Source organism: Acholeplasma laidlawii, from assembly GCF_015709225.1.
GTDB lineage: Bacteria > Bacillota_I > Bacilli_A > Acholeplasmatales > Acholeplasmataceae > Acholeplasma > Acholeplasma laidlawii_A.
This window is the reverse complement of the sequence record NZ_JADNRS010000049.1, coordinates 38,341-57,960: the sequence shown is the minus strand read 5'-3', so window position 1 is coordinate 57,960 and position 19,620 is coordinate 38,341. Positions and strand designations below refer to the sequence as shown.

The 19,620-nt window shown below is 32.0% G+C and carries 20 protein-coding genes, 1 riboswitch and 1 other annotated feature; of the genes, 3 read left to right on the top strand and 17 right to left on the bottom strand.

Annotation, left to right across the window (positions count from 1 at the left end; all coding sequences use genetic code 11):
* Positions 1-22: 22 nt before the first annotated feature.
* Positions 23-110, bottom strand: a riboswitch (THF riboswitch).
* Between the two features lie 23 nt (positions 111-133).
* The 12 genes from IY230_RS05165 to gap all read right to left on the bottom strand — a co-directional run bounded on the left by IY230_RS05165 (position 134) and on the right by gap (position 11,085).
* The gene (locus IY230_RS05165) at positions 134-799 is read right to left on the bottom strand and encodes a uracil-DNA glycosylase (protein WP_196370387.1); all 666 of its coding nucleotides are present in this window, start codon (positions 797-799) and stop codon (positions 134-136) included.
* Positions 759-1,424: a S26 family signal peptidase gene (locus IY230_RS05160; protein ID WP_196370385.1), complete on the bottom strand. Its 666-nt coding sequence runs from the start codon at positions 1,422-1,424 to the stop codon at positions 759-761. Before IY230_RS05160 ends, IY230_RS05165 begins: the two co-directional genes overlap by 41 nt.
* Positions 1,408-2,040 (bottom strand): V-type ATP synthase subunit D, encoded by a 633-nt coding sequence (locus IY230_RS05155; RefSeq protein ID WP_196370383.1) that lies wholly within the window; start codon positions 2,038-2,040, stop codon positions 1,408-1,410. Before IY230_RS05155 ends, IY230_RS05160 begins: the two co-directional genes overlap by 17 nt.
* A 6-nt stretch (positions 2,041-2,046) precedes the next feature.
* Complete coding sequence (locus IY230_RS05150; RefSeq protein WP_196370381.1) at positions 2,047-3,483, bottom strand: V-type ATP synthase subunit B; 1,437 nt, start codon at positions 3,481-3,483, stop codon at positions 2,047-2,049.
* A 17-nt stretch (positions 3,484-3,500) separates the two neighbouring features.
* Positions 3,501-5,252 carry a V-type ATP synthase subunit A gene (locus IY230_RS05145; protein WP_196370379.1) on the bottom strand — a complete coding sequence of 584 codons (1,752 nt, stop codon included), beginning with the start codon at positions 5,250-5,252 and terminating at the stop codon, positions 3,501-3,503.
* Positions 5,253-5,822 carry a hypothetical protein gene (locus IY230_RS05140; protein ID WP_196370377.1) on the bottom strand — a complete coding sequence of 190 codons (570 nt, stop codon included), beginning with the start codon at positions 5,820-5,822 and terminating at the stop codon, positions 5,253-5,255.
* A gap of 7 nt (positions 5,823-5,829) precedes the next feature.
* Positions 5,830-6,144, bottom strand: coding sequence for a V-type ATP synthase subunit F (locus IY230_RS05135; RefSeq protein WP_069580582.1), 315 nt, complete (start codon positions 6,142-6,144; stop codon positions 5,830-5,832).
* A 16-nt stretch (positions 6,145-6,160) separates the two neighbouring features.
* Complete coding sequence (locus IY230_RS05130; RefSeq protein WP_012243102.1) at positions 6,161-6,613, bottom strand: ATP synthase subunit C; 453 nt, start codon at positions 6,611-6,613, stop codon at positions 6,161-6,163.
* A 12-nt stretch (positions 6,614-6,625) separates the two neighbouring features.
* On the bottom strand, positions 6,626-8,539 hold the full coding sequence (locus tag IY230_RS05125; protein ID WP_196370375.1) for a V-type ATP synthase subunit I: 1,914 nt from the start codon (positions 8,537-8,539) through the stop codon (positions 6,626-6,628).
* Between the two features lie 8 nt (positions 8,540-8,547).
* Complete coding sequence (locus IY230_RS05120) at positions 8,548-9,579, bottom strand: V-type ATPase subunit (protein WP_196370373.1); 1,032 nt, start codon at positions 9,577-9,579, stop codon at positions 8,548-8,550.
* Positions 9,580-9,604: 25 nt separating this feature from the next.
* Positions 9,605-9,892, bottom strand: a complete 288-nt coding sequence (locus tag IY230_RS05115) for a hypothetical protein (RefSeq protein ID WP_196370371.1) — start codon at positions 9,890-9,892, stop codon at positions 9,605-9,607.
* Positions 9,893-10,071: 179 nt separating this feature from the next.
* Positions 10,072-11,085 carry a type I glyceraldehyde-3-phosphate dehydrogenase gene (gap, locus tag IY230_RS05110; RefSeq protein ID WP_196370369.1) on the bottom strand — a complete coding sequence of 338 codons (1,014 nt, stop codon included), beginning with the start codon at positions 11,083-11,085 and terminating at the stop codon, positions 10,072-10,074.
* A gap of 171 nt (positions 11,086-11,256) precedes the next feature.
* Here gap and IY230_RS05105 point away from each other — a divergent pair, with 171 nt between their 5' ends.
* Entirely contained in the window at positions 11,257-11,814 is a 558-nt protein-coding gene (locus IY230_RS05105; protein WP_196370367.1) for a CYTH domain-containing protein, read from the top strand.
* Positions 11,815-11,931: 117 nt separating this feature from the next.
* Here the strand turns inward: IY230_RS05105 and IY230_RS05100 are convergent, their stop codons facing one another.
* From IY230_RS05100 to spx, 3 genes are all read right to left on the bottom strand, one after another.
* Positions 11,932-12,690, bottom strand: a complete 759-nt coding sequence (locus tag IY230_RS05100; RefSeq protein WP_196370365.1) for a nuclease-related domain-containing protein — start codon at positions 12,688-12,690, stop codon at positions 11,932-11,934.
* A gap of 122 nt (positions 12,691-12,812) precedes the next feature.
* Entirely contained in the window at positions 12,813-13,793 is a 981-nt protein-coding gene (locus IY230_RS05095) for a helix-turn-helix domain-containing protein (RefSeq protein WP_196370363.1), read from the bottom strand.
* A gap of 75 nt (positions 13,794-13,868) precedes the next feature.
* Positions 13,869-14,330 (bottom strand): transcriptional regulator Spx, encoded by a 462-nt coding sequence (gene spx / locus IY230_RS05090; protein WP_196370361.1) that lies wholly within the window; start codon positions 14,328-14,330, stop codon positions 13,869-13,871.
* Positions 14,331-14,565: 235 nt separating this feature from the next.
* Between spx and pepF the strand changes: the two genes are divergently transcribed.
* Both pepF and trpS read left to right on the top strand, forming a co-directional pair.
* Positions 14,566-16,329, top strand: a complete 1,764-nt coding sequence (pepF, locus tag IY230_RS05085; RefSeq protein WP_196370359.1) for an oligoendopeptidase F — start codon at positions 14,566-14,568, stop codon at positions 16,327-16,329.
* A 40-nt stretch (positions 16,330-16,369) separates the two neighbouring features.
* Positions 16,370-16,546 (top strand) — a binding site (T-box leader).
* A 51-nt stretch (positions 16,547-16,597) separates the two neighbouring features.
* Positions 16,598-17,602, top strand: coding sequence for a tryptophan--tRNA ligase (gene trpS, locus IY230_RS05080; protein ID WP_196370357.1), 1,005 nt, complete (start codon positions 16,598-16,600; stop codon positions 17,600-17,602).
* A 17-nt stretch (positions 17,603-17,619) separates the two neighbouring features.
* Here trpS and IY230_RS05075 read toward each other — a convergent pair whose 3' ends face one another.
* Positions 17,620-18,666: a putative bifunctional diguanylate cyclase/phosphodiesterase gene (locus tag IY230_RS05075; RefSeq protein ID WP_196370355.1), complete on the bottom strand. Its 1,047-nt coding sequence runs from the start codon at positions 18,664-18,666 to the stop codon at positions 17,620-17,622.
* A gap of 110 nt (positions 18,667-18,776) precedes the next feature.
* Positions 18,777-19,619, bottom strand: a complete 843-nt coding sequence (locus IY230_RS05070) for a diacylglycerol/lipid kinase family protein (protein ID WP_196370353.1) — start codon at positions 19,617-19,619, stop codon at positions 18,777-18,779.
* Position 19,620 lies beyond the last annotated feature (1 nt).

Below are 19,620 nucleotides of genomic sequence, written 5' to 3'. Positions count from 1 at the left end.
AGATCCACTTAAAAAATAAAAGCGGATCAGAAATATACACCGCCATAAATACTTATGTTCGTTCAACTAATCATCCACTAACCAGTTGACACTTGACGCATATACCTCTAAATGAAATTATACCTATTATACATTATTTAATATGCCAGTCAACTGGATTGACATGATGCATAGTTAAATAATGATTTGCTTTTGAAAAAGGCTTAGAACCAAAAAATCCTAATCTTGCTGAAAAAGGTGATGGGTGAACACTTTCTAACACCATGTGTTTAGGGTTTGTTAAATGTGGTTTGATGTCTTTTGCTTGATTTCCCCAAAGGATAAAGACAATCGGTTGATCTAATAAATTGATATGCTTTATCATTTGGTGTGTAAAAGTTTCCCAACCTTTATTTTTATGAGAAAGTGGTTTAGATGCTTCAACAGTTAAGACCGTATTAAGCAACAAAACACCCTGCCTAGCCCAGGATGTTAAATCACCTTTTGTTGATATGTCGATATTTAAATCATCTTTTAATTCTTGATATATGTTTTTTAAGCTTGGTGGTAGTTTTTCATTTAATGTTGAAAAACTTAAACCATGCGCTTGGTTTGGTCCATGATATGGATCTTGACCAAGGATAACGACTTTAAGATTATTTACAGAAGTATATAAAAACGCGTTAAACCAATCCTCTTTTGGTGGATAGATTGTTTCAGTCTTTGAACGCTCATCCAAAAAAGACATGAGATTTTTAAAATACGGCTTTATTAGTTCTTCATTCATCCAAGTTGTCCACATTGGTATTTGTATCTCCATTTAGGTTTTCATCAGGTATGTTCGTTTCACCTAATTTTTCTTGTTTTTTATGTTTGTCATATTGATAAAGGACAATGAGTCCGATCACTAATCCAATATTGATAATAATCACTGCAACACCATAAGGGGATGTAATAAATGCAGATACCATAGACATTTTTATGGTTGACTGGTGACGTCCAATAATATCTTCTGGTTTTAATCTATAGATCTCAGTTGAAGATCTTCGCCATTCATCTAATCTACGAAGTTCTGGTGCTAGGTCATATTGTGAGTGTGGGTAGGTAAGGATATAGCCTTCATCGTCAATATCATAAAAGTGATGTGTTACAACATCACTAATATACATACCTACTCGACTGTTATAAAAGTATGTTTGAAAGATAATGATATCGCCATCTTCGAAATCCTCAACATCCGTATCTTTTACAACAACAATATAATCACCCGTCATAATAAGGGGTTCCATCGACTCAGATACAACGCGGTACCAACCAACACCAAATACTTTAACTAAGCCATTTGGAATAAATAAGGATACTGCAATTACTATGAGTAAAAAGAATATAATACCGTAATATACGATATTCTTGATTAAACGGATATACTTAGATTTGCTTTCCATTCACTTTAGCCTTTTCTTGTTTATTTTTGATGGTTTTTAAACGAATGAACTCTTCTTGGTCTTCAGCTTCTAGTCTTTCTTTAATCCAGTGGATATCTGTATCCAGGTTTGGTAGAATAACATTTTTTAATGCATTATGTCTTTTTTTAGTTTGACGGATTGCATTGGCTAATCTATATAATGTAGATTCTAATTTTGCAAGTTCTACGGTTAAATCTCTAGCATCTTGAAACGTTTTGTATGCATAGTCAAATTTAGAGTTTGTAGCACGTAATCCATAACTTAAACGTATATTAGGTTTTTCATATAATATCACTGGTAAGTCCACACCCATTAAAGAACGGTAAGTGACTTGTAGGTTTTGGTCAATTGGAATTGCTTTAGCAATCTCACTAACAATACCTAGTGTGATATTTGCATCTTGTAATGCTTGATATGCCTTCTTATAAGTTTCTTGTAGTTTGGTACGTACCTCTGTAATATCCGTAACTAAAGTTAATACTTCTTGTATTAAAATATTTTTCTTTCTATCTAATAAAACCTCTCCATTTTTAGCGAGGGCTTCTTTAGCTTTAAGATGTATTAAGTTGCCTTTAGTTGGAATTACTTGGCTCATAAATTATTAGTTCTTTCCAAGCATGCGCTCAATTGTATCATTATCATTTAATTCAAATCTTGCATATGCTTTTTCTTTGTTAATATATTGACTAATTTGGTCTCTACTTAGTCGGTTTAATTGATCTTCTGGTAATAGACTTAATAAATCCCATCCTAAATCTAATGAATCACCTAAACGTCTAGATTCTTCACCTTGATTAATAAAGTGGGTTTCAAATAATTTACCAAACATCATAAAGTGTTGGTCACTTGTACTTAGTTCATCTTCACCAATGACTTGGCTAAGTGCTGTAACTTCATTATATTTTGCATAAGCAGCTAGTAATTGGTCTGCTACAATTGCATGGTCTTTTCTCGTATAATCTGCACCAATACCATCTTTCATTAAACGTGAAAGTGATGGTAGTACACTAATAGGCGGGAAAATGCCTCTTTGTTTTAATTGTCCATCTAATACGATTTGACCTTCTGTAATATAACCAGTTAAGTCAGGAATTGGATGTGTAATGTCATTATTAGGCATCGTTAATATTGGAATTTGAGTCACTGAACCAGATTTACCTTCAATCATACCAGCACGTTCATATAGGGATGAAAGATCTGAATACATATATCCAGGATATCCTTTACGTCCAGGAATTTCACCTTTAGAAGATGAAAACTCTCTTAGGGCTTCACAGTAGCTTGTCATATCAGTCATAATAACTAATACATGGTAGTCTTCATGGAATGCTAAATATTCTGCAGTTGTTAGTGCCGCACGTGGTGCTAAAATACGTTCAACAATTGGTTCAGATGCTGTGTTTAAAAACATAGCAACTCTATCCATAACGTGTGCTTGTTCAAATTGTGATTTAAAGTATTGTGCTACGTCGTGTTTAACACCCATAGCAGCGAATACGATACAGAACTTGTCATGTTCTTTTTCAGCTATTTTAGCATGTTTAACAATTTCTACAGCAAGCTCATTATGTGTTAAACCTGTTGCTGAAAAAATTGGAAGTTTTTGACCTCTAATTAAAGTAGCTAATGTATCAATAGATGAAATACCTGTTTCAATAAAGTTTTTAGGATATCTTCTAGATACTGGATTCATGGATTCACCATTGACATCCATACTTATATTGGAAAAGATTGGTCCTAACCCATCAATTGGTAAACCTGCACCGTTAAATGTGCGTCCCAACACTTCTTTAGATAATCCCATTCTTAGTGGATGACCTAAAAATTTAGTATATACATCTTTTAACATCATACCGTCAGTACCTTCAAATACTTCAACCGCTACGATGTCACCAGATATTTCAATGACACGTCCATGACGTACTTCATTGTTACCAATACGGATTTCAACGACTTCTTCATAACCAATATCTTTTGATCCTTCTAAAAAGATAATTGGACCCTTAATCGCTTTTAGACCTACATATTCTAAACTCATATTTAATTATCCTCTCTTTAGAAAATTGAATCAATTGTTTGATCAATTAGGTGTTTTAATTTGTCAAATTCGTCAGTTGGTTCATTTCCAATTTCATATTTCATTTGAATGATCTGATCAAATATACCTGATTTTAAGATAAGTGTTAAAGCTTTACCTTTTTCAATGAATCTTAATGAACTATCATATAGGTATAAAATGGTTTCAATCATGTTTAATTGTTTATGTAGTGGTACGAATGTATCCACTGCATTGAATGCATTTTGTTGGAGAAATCCAGTACGGATAACGCGTCCAATTTCAATCGTAAGTTTTTGGTTATCTGGTAAAACGTCACTACCCATTAAACTTGCGATTTCATTTAATTTATATTCTTCAGCAAGTATACTTAAAATTCTACTTCTATATTTTAAGAATTTAGGGTCCAGTGTATTGTCATACCAACTTGATAAATCATAAATATATTCTGAGTAACTCAAATTCCAGTTAATCGCTGCAAAGTGTCTTTGATGCGCTAGTGATTTATCAAGTGCCCAAAATGCTCTAACAAAACGCTTTGTATTTTGAGTGACTGGTTCACTAAAGTCTGCCCCTTGAGGAGAAACTGCACCAATAATTGAAACTGATCCAGTTGATCTATTTTGATTAATCATCATACCAGCACGTTCGTAGAATTTAGAGATACGGCTTGGTAAATAAGATGGATAACCTTCTTCAGCAGGAATTTCTTCAAGTCTTGCTGAAATTTCACGAAGTGCTTCTGCCCAACGTGATGTAGAGTCTGCCATAATCGCAACATGATACCCCATATCACGGTAGTATTCAGCAACAGTAAGCCCTGTATAAATACTCGCTTCTCTTGCTGCTACTGGCATATTGGATGTGTTTGCAATTAAAATAGTTCTATCCATTAAAGTTTGATTGGTTCTTGGGTCTACTAACTTAGTAAATTCTTCCAAGACTTGTGTCATTTCATTACCACGTTCCCCACAACCAACATAGACGATTATATCTGCATCAGACCATTTAGCGAGTTGATGTTGTAACATGGTCTTACCTGTACCAAATCCACCAGGAATTGCTGCTGTACCACCTTTTGCAATTGGAAATAGTGTGTCAATTACACGTTGACCAGTAATCAGTGGTGTAGATAATTCAAGTCTTTCTGTAACAGGTCTTGCTTTTTTAATTGGCCATGTTTGGTATAATTTTAATTCCACATCACCATCTTTAGTTTCTAACACTAAGACAGTATCTTTAACTTGATAACTTCCAGAAGGTTTCACTGATTTAGCAATACCTTCTATATGTGGTGGAACCATTAAACGATGTTCAATCGCACTGGTTTCTTTAATCACTGCATATACCATACCGCAACCTAAATAATTACCTTCTTGAACTTTAACCTCAACATCAAATGTTTGTTCAAAATCCAAACTTGGAATATTAGAACCAGCTTTAATAAATGGACCGTCAGAGTCTTTTATTTTTTGAAGTGGTCTTAAAACCCCATCAAAAATATTACCCATTAAACCAGGACCAAGCATCACTGAAACAAGTTCACCTGTAGGGTAAACTAAGTCCCCAACTTTTAAACCTTGTGTGGTTTCATAAACTTGGATAACTGTTTCAGTATCAGAAATGGAAATTACTTCTCCAATTAATCTTTTTGGTCCAACATAGACCATTTCTAACATTTTAAATTCATCTGTAGAACCAAGTTTAACAACCGGTCCGTTAATTACTCTAATTGTATTTTTCATAAACATCTACTCACTAAACCATTTCGCATTTTCATAGAAGTATTTACGTGCTTCTTCTAAATTTGAAGAAATTGTTTCAACAACTAAGCGGTTTAAATTTTCATTATAAAGAATAAAGCCTGCACGTATATTAGGATTTAACTTCACCTTCAAGTGGCTAGGTGCAATATCTTTATCTAATGGGTTTAACTCTATCGTATCAAAAGATTTAAGATCATACTTGGTTAGTTTTTTCTTAAACCACTTAACGCTTTCTGGTGTTTTTCTAAATTCTTTTATTTTTTCTTCAAGCGTATCAAATAATTCATCAATCAAATGCATTCTTTTTTCCATAACTAAAAGATCAAGCGTACGTTGCTTAACTGATAGTTCTTCTTGGTATTGCTTGTAAATATCTCTAGCACGACTTGATAAGATATCTAACTTTTCTTCTTCAAGTTCTTTTTTGAATTTTTGGCGTGCTTCTGACTTCATACCTTCAATTTCAGTTCTTAAAGTTTCAATTTCAAGACTAGATTCCTTTTCAATGGCTGTTTTGAAATATTTACTTAATTCTTCGTTATTGTTAAATTTCATGATACACCTACTTTGTTAGTTTTACACCGATTGCTTTAGATACATAATCATCGACACTCTCACCCATATTTGATTTTCCGTGTCTGTCTGGTATTTCTATAAATAATGGGTTTTGATTTCTAAGTTTTAATTCGGATATTAATTCAGGTGCCAGTAAAACGACCTTGGTAGTGAGTAAAACAATCGCAATCGATTCATCTTGCGTGATTGTTTTTAATGTCTCAACAAGGTGTGTTTTCTCATGGATGACTTCACCTTCGATGCCTACTAATCTTAACCCGACTAATGTGTCTACGTTGTCACTTAAAAGATAAAACCTCATGATAATTTCCCTTTAATTAAGCGATTGCTGGAATCGTATTTAAAATCAAGATAGAAATTAACATACCGTAAATCGCAACCCCTTCGCCTAAAGCAACGAAGATTAATGATTTACCTAAGTTTTTTGGATTTTCAGAAATAGCACCAATCGCTGCTGGCGCTGCAGCTGCAACCGCAATACCCGCACCAAGTGCTGATGCACCAGTTGAGATTGCTGCACCTAAATAACCAAATGCTGCTGCTTGATAGAAAAATCCTGATTCAGCTACACCTGGAGTTGCAAACTCAGCTGCAAATGCAAAAGGTGCAATGATTGCTACTGTAAAGAAGAATGTTGCAAATAAACCAATGTGTAACATAATTCTTTTTTTAGCTGATAAAGCAGATACTGAACCCTTAAAAACTTTAACTAAAGGTAATGCGATAAAGATTACCCCTAACACGATGATACTTAATAAAATCCATTCCATAATTCTTTCCTCCTAAGATATTGGATTAAACACTATTCCGTCACCATCATAGTAACGTGAAAACATTTCATAAAACTCTAATCTTAATACTTGAATACTTACTAGTAAACCTTCAAGACCCATAACAAATAAGTTACCTAATACTAAGACAACAAGGTTTGTACCATCATTTGCTAAAGTATTAACAACCATCATTAACCCAGCATGCACTAAGACGAATCCGGCAACACGTAAGAATGATAAGGTATTTGTTACATAACTTAATATAATTTCAAACATTTCAAATACTGCCTCTGTTAAGAATCCACCAACACCATCAGGAAACATTGCTTCCCCATGGAATTTACGTTCGATTGGTTCTTGTAAGAACATCAGTATAACTGGTATACCAATGAATAATATGATTGGAATAATTGAGAACAATCCAGGAATTTGTAACAACATACCACCTGCGATACCCACTAAGATATAACCATAAAATATAAGACCAGCTAAACCATTAGGGGAGGCGATTGCTTTTGCATATTCTTTAAGTTTAAACTTATAGAATGTGCTTACAAATATCGACATTAATAATAACATCGCACCAAAGCTCACACTCAGTAATACAAGTGTCATCGTATTACTAGATGACATCGCGTGGAAAGGTAAGAAATCAATACCTAGCCAATCATAAAGTGGCATTAAGAAGTCTTGGTTACCGAAAAATTCACCATAAATAAGTCCGAAGAATGCGCCACTTAAGCCGATTCTAGCAATAATTGGACCTAAACTCCAATTTTTAAACTTACCTAATAAGAACCCAATAAGTGATAATAATAAGCCTTGACCTAAATCACCAAACATCATACCAAATAATAAGGTATAAGTGATTGCCATTAAGTTGGTTGGATCAATACTACCATAGGTTGGAATACCATACATTTCAACATAAGTTTCAAATGGTTTACTAAACCAATTGTTTTTAAGTTTAGTAGGTGGTGTAAAACGTCTATCACTTTGAGCTTCTGATGCATCGACACTTAAGTTGGCTAAACCATCAAATAACTTTTCAAACTGAGCTACTTTATTTGCTTCAACAAACCCGGAAATCGACATTCTGTCACCCAGTAATACAACGTGACGTCTTGATTTATACATTAAATCAATAAACTCTAATTCACCTTTAATAATACCTAGGCGCTCTTGATACTTTTGTACTAAATCAATTAAAATCTGTCTAAACTCTTTAATCTCTTGTTCGTTTTTCTTAATCACTTCTCTTAATGCTTCTTGAGCATTTTCTGGTGTACCATGTACAAAGTCAGGAATGTAAACACGCTCAAAGTATAGGGAAGTAAATAAGTTATCAATTTCACGTTTATATTCATTAGAAGTTAAATATAGACACCATAATTCCTTTGTTTCTTTTTCTTCAGTAAAAGGAATAAAGATAAATGGTTTATGACTATAATAACTAATACGTTCGATACTATCAAAAGGTAGTTTACCAATACGTACAGTAACAAACTTAGCAGAGAATAAATCATCAAATGATAATTCTAAATCCGCTAAATTTTCTAATTGCTTTAAAGCAATCAATATATTAGAGTTTTCTTGCTCTAATGCCTTAATATCATCAAATTCTGTCTTAAATTCTTGGTGAGATTTTAAAATATATTGATGCATATCATCTAAAGTTGTTTTTAATTTTCTTGTTTTAACAGGAAGTAAGGTTAAGTTAAGTTCTTCTTCAATCTCATGGATTTGTTCAAGTAACTCTGTTGCAGGGTTTGTACCCTCAAAAGTAGTTGAACCATGCACAGTACTTAAGATCTTTTGATTATCTACTGGATGGAACCCTGAAAAATCAATGAATCTTCTTAAGACTTCATCGACCATACGCTTATCCGCTGTTAAGTTGACTAATTTCATTTTTGTTATCATAAGGACCTCTAAAATACCATCATGGTTCTGATTTCACTCTCTGGTACACTGTATCTAATACCTTCTATTAAGTGAATTAAATTGCTTACTTCTAAATCTGATAAAATCATATAACCTAAGAAGACCATAGATGGATGTGTACCGTAATACATTAGTTTACTTGCAATCTTATATTGCATATGATCTGTAAAATATTCTAGATATATTTGGTCTTGTTCACCCACAAATGTTTTATCGCCCATTTCAATAATGCGATTTAATATTTGATTTGGATCTTCTACTTTTAAGATTTGTTCTAACTTTTCTTCACCAATTCTATTGGTTGGGATCAGTGTCGATTTAATCTCTAAATTATTGACTTTATAATATTTCTTTAAACGATAAATCTTAGTGATGTTTTCAATTTCAATTTTGGATTTGAAAACATCTTCTAATTCTTTTTTACGATTACCTTTGTAATGTTTTTGAATGTGAGTAAAGGCATAATCGTAATAATCATTTTCAAATAAAGCTTCAAATTCATAATACTTAATGTCTTCATTTTTAACATTTCTAAAACTCTTTAACATCTCTTGATATTTAGTGCCTTTTAATGCCTCGACAAATTCAGCTAAATTTTTAGTGAGTGCGATTGCTTCAAAATCAATTTTGGAATACTGGTTAAAGTAGACCGGTAAATCTTTAACAACATCATATACTTCACTAGAAATAAAACTACGTATCATAGATAATAGTACTTCATGTTCTTGATGCAGAAGACTAAGCAAATAAAAAGATTGATCTTTCATCTTTAAGAATTTAATGATACGCATTAAATCATTAAATTTTTGACGACGAATGAGACCTTCAAGTCGACTTCTATTAATTGTATTTTCTGAAACCTTACTTAAAATATCTTGATATCCTGGATGTTTCTTCAAGAATGAAGATACATCAGAAAGTGATCTTTTTTTAAGTAGTTCATCATAATCACTAGATTTTAAGGCATTCGCACGAATGGTCTTAATCTTAGTAATTAGTGCATTATGTGCGCCAATCAATTATCTTCACCTAATATAAAATCCATTAGTTCTTTAAGCCAAACATCTTTATTCGCTTCATATTGCTTAACGATGTTTGCTTCCCTAATGGCATTTTTTTTTGGTATTGAACAAGACGTTGTTCGAATAGTATTTGGGCATCAACCTCTAATTGCTTGGTTTGTTTTTCAAGTTCAAGTAGTTGTTGATTTTTTAAATCCGCCTTCATTTCTTTAAAGGAATTGAAGAGTTCTTCTTTTTCTTTTTTTAGTTTTTCAATTTCTAATCTAGCTTGTTGATCGAGTTGAATAACCTCACGAATTAATGTTTTCATAGTCTTTTATTCGCCTTCTTTTACTTACTTTTATTTCTGCCGTTTACATTTATGCATTGTTATGTATATCATAGCATATTTTTATACCTTTTTCATTATAGTCCTATGCTTTTTAAATTACAAGGGTAAAATAGATAAAACCCCGCAACCTAGGCTACGGGGTGAAATCGATTGCTATCTTACTTAGTTAAATTAGCGATTTTTGCCATAACTCTGATAAGTTGAGCAGTATATGACATTTCATTATCATACCAACCCATAACTTTAACAAATTTAGCATCTGTTTTTAAGATTTGAGTTGTGTTTGCATCATAAATTGATCCGAAGTGTGAACCGATTACATCAGCAGATACGATTGGATCTGGTTGATATTGTAATGATTCGTTAGCAGCAGCTTTGAAAGCAGCATCAATTTCAGCTAATGTCACTTCTTTACCTAATTCAACTGTTAAGTCAACGATTGAACCAGTAATTGTAGGTACACGTAAAGCTGTTCCGTCTAATTTACCTTTTAATTGAGGTAATACTAAACCGATTGCAGCAGCAGCTCCTGTTGAAGATGGGATGATGCTAGAAGCAGCAGCACGTCCACGTCTTGACATGAAACCTTTTTTGTGTGGTTGATCCATTAATGATTGGTCATTAGTGTAAGCATGAACAGTAGTCATGAAACCTTTAACGATACCAAAGTTATCATCTAAAACTTTTGCTAAAGGAGCTAAAGCATTAGTTGTACATGATGCAGCTGAAACGATAGTTTCAGTTCCATCTAAGATGTTGTCGTTAACGTTGTAAACAACAGTTTTAACGCCTTCACCTGTTGCTGGTGCAGAAACTACAACTTTCTTAGCACCCGCTTTGATGTGTAAACCAGCTTTTTCAGCTGATGTGAATAATCCAGTTGACTCTAATACTACGTCAACACCAAGTGTACCCCATGGTAACTCAGATGGATCTTTTTGAGCGTAAACAGTGATTGATTTACCATCAACTACTAATTTATCTCCGTTTGTTGATACTTCATGACCTTTGAAAGGACCTTGAGCTGTATCATACTTTAAAAGGTAAGCAAGAGTTTCTGTATCCGTTAAATCGTTGATTGCCACAACATCAAATGCTGGGTTATCTACCATTAAACGAAACGCAAGTCTACCAATACGACCAAATCCGTTAATTGCTACTTTGATAGCCATATGTAATTCCTCCTAATATTTTGATTTTTATTCACTACTATTTTATCATAATTATTTTATTATGCTCGTATTTTAAGATAATTTCAAATTGTAAACGTTTACTTACCATAATCCCCATTATTTAAAAAATAATACAACTATGATATAATTGTTTACAAGAGGTATATTATAATGCACATGAATGTAGAAATTGAATTTAAAACACGCATCACTAAAGAAAAATATGATGAACTTATTAATATATTTGAATTAGACCAAAATGTTTTCAAACAAACTAACTACTATTTTGATACACCTGACCTTGATTTAAACAAGCGCTCTATGGTTCTTAGAATCAGACATAAAAGAGATGCATTTAAATTGACGTTAAAGTCTCAAAGTGAAACAGGTTCATTTGAGTATCATGTCTTAATTGATGCTGAACAAGCTGAAAAGATGAAAAAAGACGGATTCCATACAAAAGAATTCTTTGAACAAATTGATTATCATGTATATTTCCAAACATCATTAGACAACTTTAGAGCATCTACACCTTACATGGGTGGTATTCTATTCTTAGATTATAATGAGTATTGCGGTAGAACCGATTACGAACTTGAATACGAAGCAGATCATTTTGAAACTGGTTTAGAAATCTTTAACAAGATGTTACACAAATTCAATATTGAATTTGAACAAACCAAGAGAAAAAGCGAACGCGCACTACTTTGTGTTGTACCAACTCTATAAATACTTAACAAACGTTTAAACTTAAAAGTTTAGACGTTTTTTTATAATAAAAACACCTACTGATATCAAATAGGTGTTTTTACATGGCGCTACTTAAGGTTCCCCGCCCTTACTCCATCATTTTTTAATCAACTGGATAACCTCATTTACATGATTCGTCTTCGTTGATTGATCTTTCAATATGGCCAGTTCTAATCTAGATTTAATTTCACTTAACATATCATCACTAAATATATCTGGTCCATGGGTTAATATATCTTTTGTATATTTAATCGTATCTTTTGTCTGCATTACACGCGCTGTGTCATCCACTTTAATTTTACTTAACCTACTTCGATTTGAAAAGCTAACCACTGGATAGACCGATTCAAATGGAATTGCTAAATAGTTTTCTAGTGCTTTATGGTGTGCATAGTTTTGTCGTAACGGATTATAGAATTTGTGTTTACTAAAATGATTTAGAACTTGTGTCCAATGCGTATCTTGTTTAGAACCATAAATATAGCCTCCATAGTTTTTAACTTCATATACGATTAAACCTTTTTTGCTTACAACTAATAGATCTAGTTCTGTATGTGTCGTATTTAAACCAGGTAAGTAAATATTTGTATATATCATATCCTCTGCCTTCATTAGTCTTTTTAGTTTACGATATAATCTAAACTCACCCATATGACCTTTGTTAAAATAGGTTTTAAAGAATCCGTTGCCTGATTTCTTCTTATATCCGCTTTGATAGATGGTAATTACATCATAGATAAAACAAATCAATTTAATGAATAGGTTCATCATAAGTGTAATTAGTGTTACAAGTAGTGATGTAACACCTATAAAAATATCTAATATATCCGTTTGGTTCTTTTTTCTTCGTGCCATTTTTTATGCCCTCTTTTCAAGTTATCTTTTATCGATAAACCTATTATAGTGGCATAAAACAATAAAAAAAGACGTTGTGACAATATAGCAACATCTTTAATATGATTGTGACAATTCTTCAACTATTTGTCTTTATAAAGTTTTTGAGGTGGATTACCATAGGCATCAAATATAATGTCATATTGATTATAGTACTTAGAGATATTGATAAAATCTATAATATTTATAATATACAATATACAACTTAATATAAGTGTGGCAATATTTATCGTGTTAATCAACAATGTAAAAAGAAAATAAACAAGTTGAAAAGATCCTAAACTTATAAGTAAAAAACTTAAATCGTAACCTTCTAGCTGATTATCATAACGGATTGTTTTAAATCTAAATGGTAGATGCACAATAGATACAATTAAGACCATCATATAGAACATAAGAATTACTATATATAAACCAATGATTTGAAACAGCGATTCATCTAATTGGCTTAATGACAATAAATTGAATACAAGTAACATAATCATGAGTATAAACATGGTGATTCTACTGTAAATATGCATTTTAACTGAAACTGGCTCTTCCAATTTAGCTTGATAATATATATCGTCGGTATAATTAATAATAAATTGTTCTTTCTTCCTAAGATATCTCATAACAATAAATAATGAAATAATCATAGTACTTAACACGAGTACCATAAAATACTCGCTCTTTAACTTTAAAATGTCAGCAATAAAAGTCAGTGTTACAGCGATTATTAATAATAAAGCAATCAAAACAAAAGGTTTTTTAAAGAATGGTTTATAATTTAGAAATAGTTTTATTTTTTGTGGTATTTGAGGTTCAAATCCAGTTTCTACTGCCTCGATTCTTAAAAGTTCATTTTTAGTGTAGTAAAGTTCATTAACACTTATACTAAAATAAGAAGCAGCTTGATAAATATGTTCAGGACTCATGTTAGAAACACCGCTTTTCCATTTGGATAAAAGTGTCCTATCTAAATCGTTTGCTTGTGCATAAGCTGACATTGTGATACCTTTTAACTTTAAATAACTAAAGAAGTTTTCCTGAATGATTTCTTGCCTTCTTGTATTTTGTTCCATTTAAAAATCTCCTCACGCTATTACACTATAGAGCCATTTTACCATGAATATAAAAAAAAGAATAACTCATAAAAGTTATTCTTCATCAGTTTCTTTGGTGTCAATCGTTGCAAAATATCTGCTCAATGTGTCTTCATAATGTGTAAAATCTTCCTCAGAGTTTTCTCTCATGATCATTTCTCTTAATTTCTTTGGAATAAACACACGAATTTCTTCATCATTATATCCTACTTGCATGCGTTTAGCATCAACGATAATTGGACGTTTTAAAACAGACGGATGGCTAATAATAAAGTTTTTAAGTTCGGATACTGACATATCTTCTACTTCTAATTCTTGTTCTTTAAACACTTTAGAACGTGTTGAAATAATGTCATCAAATCCATTTTCGGCGTGATTTAACATCATCTCAATGTCGGTATCATTAATGCGGTGGTTGAATAAATTCTTTTCCTCATATGCTACCTTATGCTCATCGAGCCATTTTTTTGCCTTACGACATGATGAGCAACTTGGAGTCGTATAAATTGTAATCATCTTTAGTCTCCTCCTATCATGCTACTCCAGTTATGCAAGGCTAATGCCTTCAGGAGTGTCTACTGTTATTATATAGTTTTGTCAAACAATTTACAATAGTAAACCCGGAATTTATTTTTAACCTCAAACTGAAAACGTATTCATCAAACAAATGTGCATATAATTACTTGTTTTCTTTATATTTTGATATTTTATTGATATAATTACTATAATTTATTTAAGGAGCGTGGACCATATGTCAAAATGGGATTTATCAGTCTTTTATCCGAATGATGAAGCATGGGAAAAAGATTTCAATTTATTAAAAACAGAGGTTGCTAAATTCAGTAATTTCAAAGGAAAACTTGGTAATTTTGATGATTTCTTAGCTTATCATAAATTCGATGAGGATGTCACCAAACTTTTATACAAAGTATATGCGTATGCACATTTAGCATCTGATTTAAACTTAAAAGATACTAAGAAAATGCAAATGAATCAACAAGTTGGTTTAGTATTATCTGAGTTGAATCAATTAACTTCATTCATCTCACCAGAGATTATTGACCTAGGAAAAGAAACAGTCTTAGGTTTTGTTGAAAAGGATGAATTCTTAAAACCATTCAAGTTTCCTTATGAAAAGTTATTTAGAGGCCAAGAACATATTTTAGATGCAAAAAGTGAACAGTTAATGTCTAACTTCTCACCAATTAGAAATATTCCTACCTCTTTATACCAAGCATTATCTACAATCGATCGTAAAGATGAAACAATTAAATTGTCAGATGGTAGTGATGTCTTAGTCACTCAAGCACAGTTTAGAGCATTAATTGAAGACGCTAAAACACCTGAAGATAGAAAAGCAATTTTTGAGTCCTTATATAGAAAATATGTGGATAATAAAACAGCATTTGCTGCAACATATAACTTAGTTTTACAGTCACTATCAGCAAATAATAAAAATAGAGGTTACGCATCCAGTTTAGATGCAGCACTCTTTAACAATAATATTCCTACCTCAGTATTCCATAACTTAAAAGATACTGCATATGAAAATACACATACATTAAAACGTTATATTGAAATTAGAAAAAAAGCTTTAGGTATGGATGAATACTTCACATATGATCGTTTCTTACCACTTGCAAAATCTGGTAAAAAATATCCATATGATGAAGCCAAAGCACTATTCTTAGAATCTATTAAAAACTTCCCTAAAGAATTCGTTGATAACCAAAAAGATGCGATCAAAGATGGCTTTGTAGATGCAAAACCTCAAGATGGAAAACGTAGTGGTGCTTATTCTTCTGGTATGTATGGTCATCATCCGTTTATCTTATTAAATCATAATGATACATTAGATGCAGTATTTACACTTGCACACGAAGCAGGACACTCAGCACACTCTATTTTCTCTGATAAAGCACAACCAATGGCTATTTCTAACTACACGATCTTCGTTGCAGAAATCGCGTCTACATTCAATGAACATGCTTTATTAGATTACTTATTAGAAAAATCTAATTCTAAACAAGAAAAGATTGAATTACTATCTTTAGCAATCGATAACATTCATTCAACTTTCTACCGTCAAACTTTATTTGCTACTTATGAATATGAAGCAAATAAACTTGTAAGTGAAGGTAAACCAGTCAATGAAAAAGCATTAAGCCAAATCATGATTGATTTATACCAACATTACTACGGGTTAGACATTACTAAAGAACCAGGTAAACAATATGTTTGGGCATATATACCTCACTTATTCTACACACCATTTTACGTATACCAATATGCAACAGCATTTAGTGCTTCATTAAAGATTTATGATAATGTTAAATCAAATACACCTAAAGCATTTGATAACTATATTGATATGTTAAAAACTGGTGGTTCTATGTATCCAGTGGATGAAGCCAAAATTGCTGGTGCAGATTTAACTAAGAAAGAATCTTTCCTAGCAGTTGTAAAACGTATGGAATCTTTATTAGATCAATTAGAAGCTTTATTAAATGAATAATCTTTATAATTGACTAATCATTCATAAAATTATACAATATGAATAAGCAATGATAAGAACAAGTAACTACTAACTTTTTATTTAGAGACCTATAGCCTGGTGAAATATAGGAAAAACTTAGTCGTGAATGGACCTTGGAGCTTATACAACTACATATAAGTGCTAGATTTTTATCTAGAACTAAGGTGGTACCGCGAAATTATATTTCGTCCTTAGAAGTTATTATACTTTTAAGGACGAATTTTTATTTACAGAAAGGAATCATTTAATGAAAAGACTTGTATCAGGCATTAAACCAACCGGTGAGTTAACACTTGGTAACTACATTGGAGCAATCAAACAATTTGTTAAACTACAAAATGAATTACCAGAAACAGAATTCTTTATTTTTATTGCTGACTTACATGCAATAACAACACCACAAGATAAGCAATTATTAAAAAAGAGAGTACGCGATATTGCAGCATACTATATCGCATGTGGACTAGATCCAAACAGAGTGAATTTATTTGTTCAATCTGAGGTGATGGAACATGCAATGCTTTCATATATTATGGAGTCTACTGCTTACATTGGTGAAATGGAGCGTATGATTCAGTTTAAAGAAAAGCGTACCTCACAAACTGAAGGCGTTCGTACTTCTCTTTTAACTTATCCAGCACTTATGGCTGCAGATATACTATTATACGATGCAAGTATCGTACCAGTTGGAGAAGACCAAACTCAGCACTTAGAACTTACAAGAACTTTAGCTCAAAGATTTAATCATATGTATGGAGACACATTTGTGGTTCCTGAGGGCTATGTAACTAAAGTGGGCGCTAAGATTAAAGACCTTCAAGAACCTACTAAAAAAATGAGTAAGTCTGAAGGCTTATCTCAAAAGTCTTATATTTTATTAGAAGATAACTTAAATCAAATTAAAAATAAGATTAAGTCTGCTGTAACAGATTCAGATACTAAAATATATTTTGATGAAGTCAATAAGCCAGGTATCTCAAACTTACTTACAATTTACTCTGCAATTACAAATTTAGATATTAAAGACATTGAATCTAAATACAAATATGAAACATCCTACGCTGGATTTAAGGCTGACTTGGCTGAAATTGTTGCCGAACATATTGGTCAAATTCAAGAAAATTATAAAACTTTAATAGCTTCAAATACCTTAGACGATATATTAGATGCGGGTGCTCAAAAAGCTTCCATGTATGCTCAAAGAAAACTTTCGAAAATCCTCTCGAAAATGGGCTTAAAAAGAAAAAAGTGATGATATCATCACTTTTTTTATACCCTATTTTTGTAAAATGCCTCAAGAGCATCTGCTTCTAACGGTTTAGATAAGTAATAACCTTGTACAATATCACAATTCATGTCTTTAAGGAAATCGAGTTGTTCTTTGGTTTCAACACCTTCAGCAATTACTTTAATATCTAGATCGTGTGCTAAACTAATTAATCTTTGAATCCTCTTTTGATACTTAGGTTTTGTAATATTGATGATAAAGGATCTATCAACTTTTAGATAATCCATTGGTACTTGTACTAAGTGGATAAGTGAATTATACCCTGTGCCAAAGTCATCAATTGATATTTTAATTCCCATATCTCTTAAATTAGTAAATAATTTTATTATATTATCATTACGTTCAAGTACACCTCTTTCAGTAATCTCAAACTCAATGAACGAAGGATCTATTTGGCATTCAGCCATTGATTTTTGGATGTATGTCAAAAAATCTTTATGATTAAAGTCGCGATGAGAGATGTTGATAGATGTTTTAACATCAAGACCCTTTTCTTTCCATAATAAGGTCTGCTCAATAACGTTTCTAATCACAGTCTTAGTTATTTCATTGATAAGACCCGATTCTTCTGCAACTGGTATGAATACCATAGGGCTAATCGTACCTTTATACGGGTGATGCCATCTAAGTAGCGCTTCAACACTTAATTGCTCGCTGCCATCTAAAGAAATTTTAGGTTGATAGACCAAGTGAAATTCATTCTCTTTTATAGCATGTAGTAACTCAGAAACCAGTTCACCCTGTAGTCTACTTTTTCTTTCCATTTCATCATTATATTCATGGAGACCAAAGTCATTTATCGTTTGATCTAATATCATGGCTGAATTTTTTATAGCATCATTGGAATCTTTTATATGGAGTGGATATTGGACGATACTCCCATTGAGTAGTATGCCAATTTGGTATCTATCGATAGCGATAGAATCGGCCATCTTATTTAGTAGGTTTAAACCAATTTCATATGCTTTATTAAAGTCACTGGTCGGAATAATAGCTGCAACTTCATTAGCATAGATAGTATAAACCATGTTTTTATGATTATCCGAAAGCATTTCAGATATTTTAATTAAAACCTTAGGTATATTTGAAAAAAATCTAGACTGAAATGGTATTCAATCTAGACTTATTTTTCTATATTCTATTTATTTTTAAATACTTCAAATTCTCTTACAGGATATTCATGTTCACCATCTCTTTGAAGATAGCTATCTGTTAACATCGTTACTTTGATGTGTTGTCCTTTGTAAAATCTTACAAAACTTCTAAATATTTTATGCCATCCTAAATAGATAGTTGGAAATATCATAAAAATCAACCATCTAGGTACCTTTTTTATGACTACCAATTCTAAATGATCTAATTTTCGCAGTTTATTAGGTGCAAGTTTCATACCTCCTCCAAAATATGGGGCATTCATCGCTGTAACAAACCAAACCTTATTTTCTTCCCACACCTTACCATCAACATCAATTAAGACCGATACTGGTTTATATGACATAAATGATTTAAAGGCATTTTTAAAATAGTTTGATTTATTTTTGGATTCCTTAGATGTATTTACGTTGTAACAAACAAGACCATCAAGGCCAACACCAGCACCGTTTAGGAACAATTCTTCTTTACCATTTACCTTTAAAATCGGTAAATTTTGGATATGTGGTTTGATATCCACTAAGTTTTTCTTTGATTTAATGCTGCGCATAAAATCATTACCCGTACCTGCTTTATACATATAGATCTGAGGCTTTATGACGATATCTTTAATTTGGTTTACAACACGATTTAAAGTGCCGTCCCCACCAATTAAGATCATACGGTCATCTGCATTATAACCATTTAAAAACGCTTGAACATCCTTGATCTCAATTAGGTTAACAATTTTAGATTCCCTTTGTTCTTTGGTAGCTTTTTTATGAAGTTTTTCTGCAATTTTTATATTTTTGCCTTTATTTGATAATGGGTTATATAATATTATATCCATC

Bases quoted from the DNA above. Each gene is read 5' to 3' on its own strand.
- IY230_RS05165 (WP_196370387.1), bottom strand. From the start codon at position 799: ATGGAGATACAAATACCAATGTGGACAACTTGGATGAATGAAGAACTA.
- IY230_RS05160 (WP_196370385.1), bottom strand. From the start codon at position 1,424: ATGGAAAGCAAATCTAAGTATATCCGTTTAATCAAGAATATCGTATAT.
- IY230_RS05155 (WP_196370383.1), bottom strand. From the start codon at position 2,040: ATGAGCCAAGTAATTCCAACTAAAGGCAACTTAATACATCTTAAAGCT.
- IY230_RS05150 (WP_196370381.1), bottom strand. From the start codon at position 3,483: ATGAGTTTAGAATATGTAGGTCTAAAAGCGATTAAGGGTCCAATTATC.
- IY230_RS05145 (WP_196370379.1), bottom strand. From the start codon at position 5,252: ATGTTTATGAAAAATACAATTAGAGTAATTAACGGACCGGTTGTTAAA.
- IY230_RS05140 (WP_196370377.1), bottom strand. From the start codon at position 5,822: ATGAAATTTAACAATAACGAAGAATTAAGTAAATATTTCAAAACAGCC.
- IY230_RS05135 (WP_069580582.1), bottom strand. From the start codon at position 6,144: ATGAGGTTTTATCTTTTAAGTGACAACGTAGACACATTAGTCGGGTTA.
- IY230_RS05130 (WP_012243102.1), bottom strand. From the start codon at position 6,613: ATGGAATGGATTTTATTAAGTATCATCGTGTTAGGGGTAATCTTTATC.
- IY230_RS05125 (WP_196370375.1), bottom strand. From the start codon at position 8,539: ATGATAACAAAAATGAAATTAGTCAACTTAACAGCGGATAAGCGTATG.
- IY230_RS05115 (WP_196370371.1), bottom strand. From the start codon at position 9,892: ATGAAAACATTAATTCGTGAGGTTATTCAACTCGATCAACAAGCTAGA.
- gap (WP_196370369.1), bottom strand. From the start codon at position 11,085: ATGGCTATCAAAGTAGCAATTAACGGATTTGGTCGTATTGGTAGACTT.
- IY230_RS05105 (WP_196370367.1), top strand. From the start codon at position 11,257: ATGCACATGAATGTAGAAATTGAATTTAAAACACGCATCACTAAAGAA.
- IY230_RS05100 (WP_196370365.1), bottom strand. From the start codon at position 12,690: ATGGCACGAAGAAAAAAGAACCAAACGGATATATTAGATATTTTTATA.
- IY230_RS05095 (WP_196370363.1), bottom strand. From the start codon at position 13,793: ATGGAACAAAATACAAGAAGGCAAGAAATCATTCAGGAAAACTTCTTT.
- spx (WP_196370361.1), bottom strand. From the start codon at position 14,330: ATGATTACAATTTATACGACTCCAAGTTGCTCATCATGTCGTAAGGCA.
- pepF (WP_196370359.1), top strand. From the start codon at position 14,566: ATGTCAAAATGGGATTTATCAGTCTTTTATCCGAATGATGAAGCATGG.
- trpS (WP_196370357.1), top strand. From the start codon at position 16,598: ATGAAAAGACTTGTATCAGGCATTAAACCAACCGGTGAGTTAACACTT.
- IY230_RS05075 (WP_196370355.1), bottom strand. From the start codon at position 18,666: ATGGTTTATACTATCTATGCTAATGAAGTTGCAGCTATTATTCCGACC.
- IY230_RS05070 (WP_196370353.1), bottom strand. From the start codon at position 19,619: ATGGATATAATATTATATAACCCATTATCAAATAAAGGCAAAAATATA.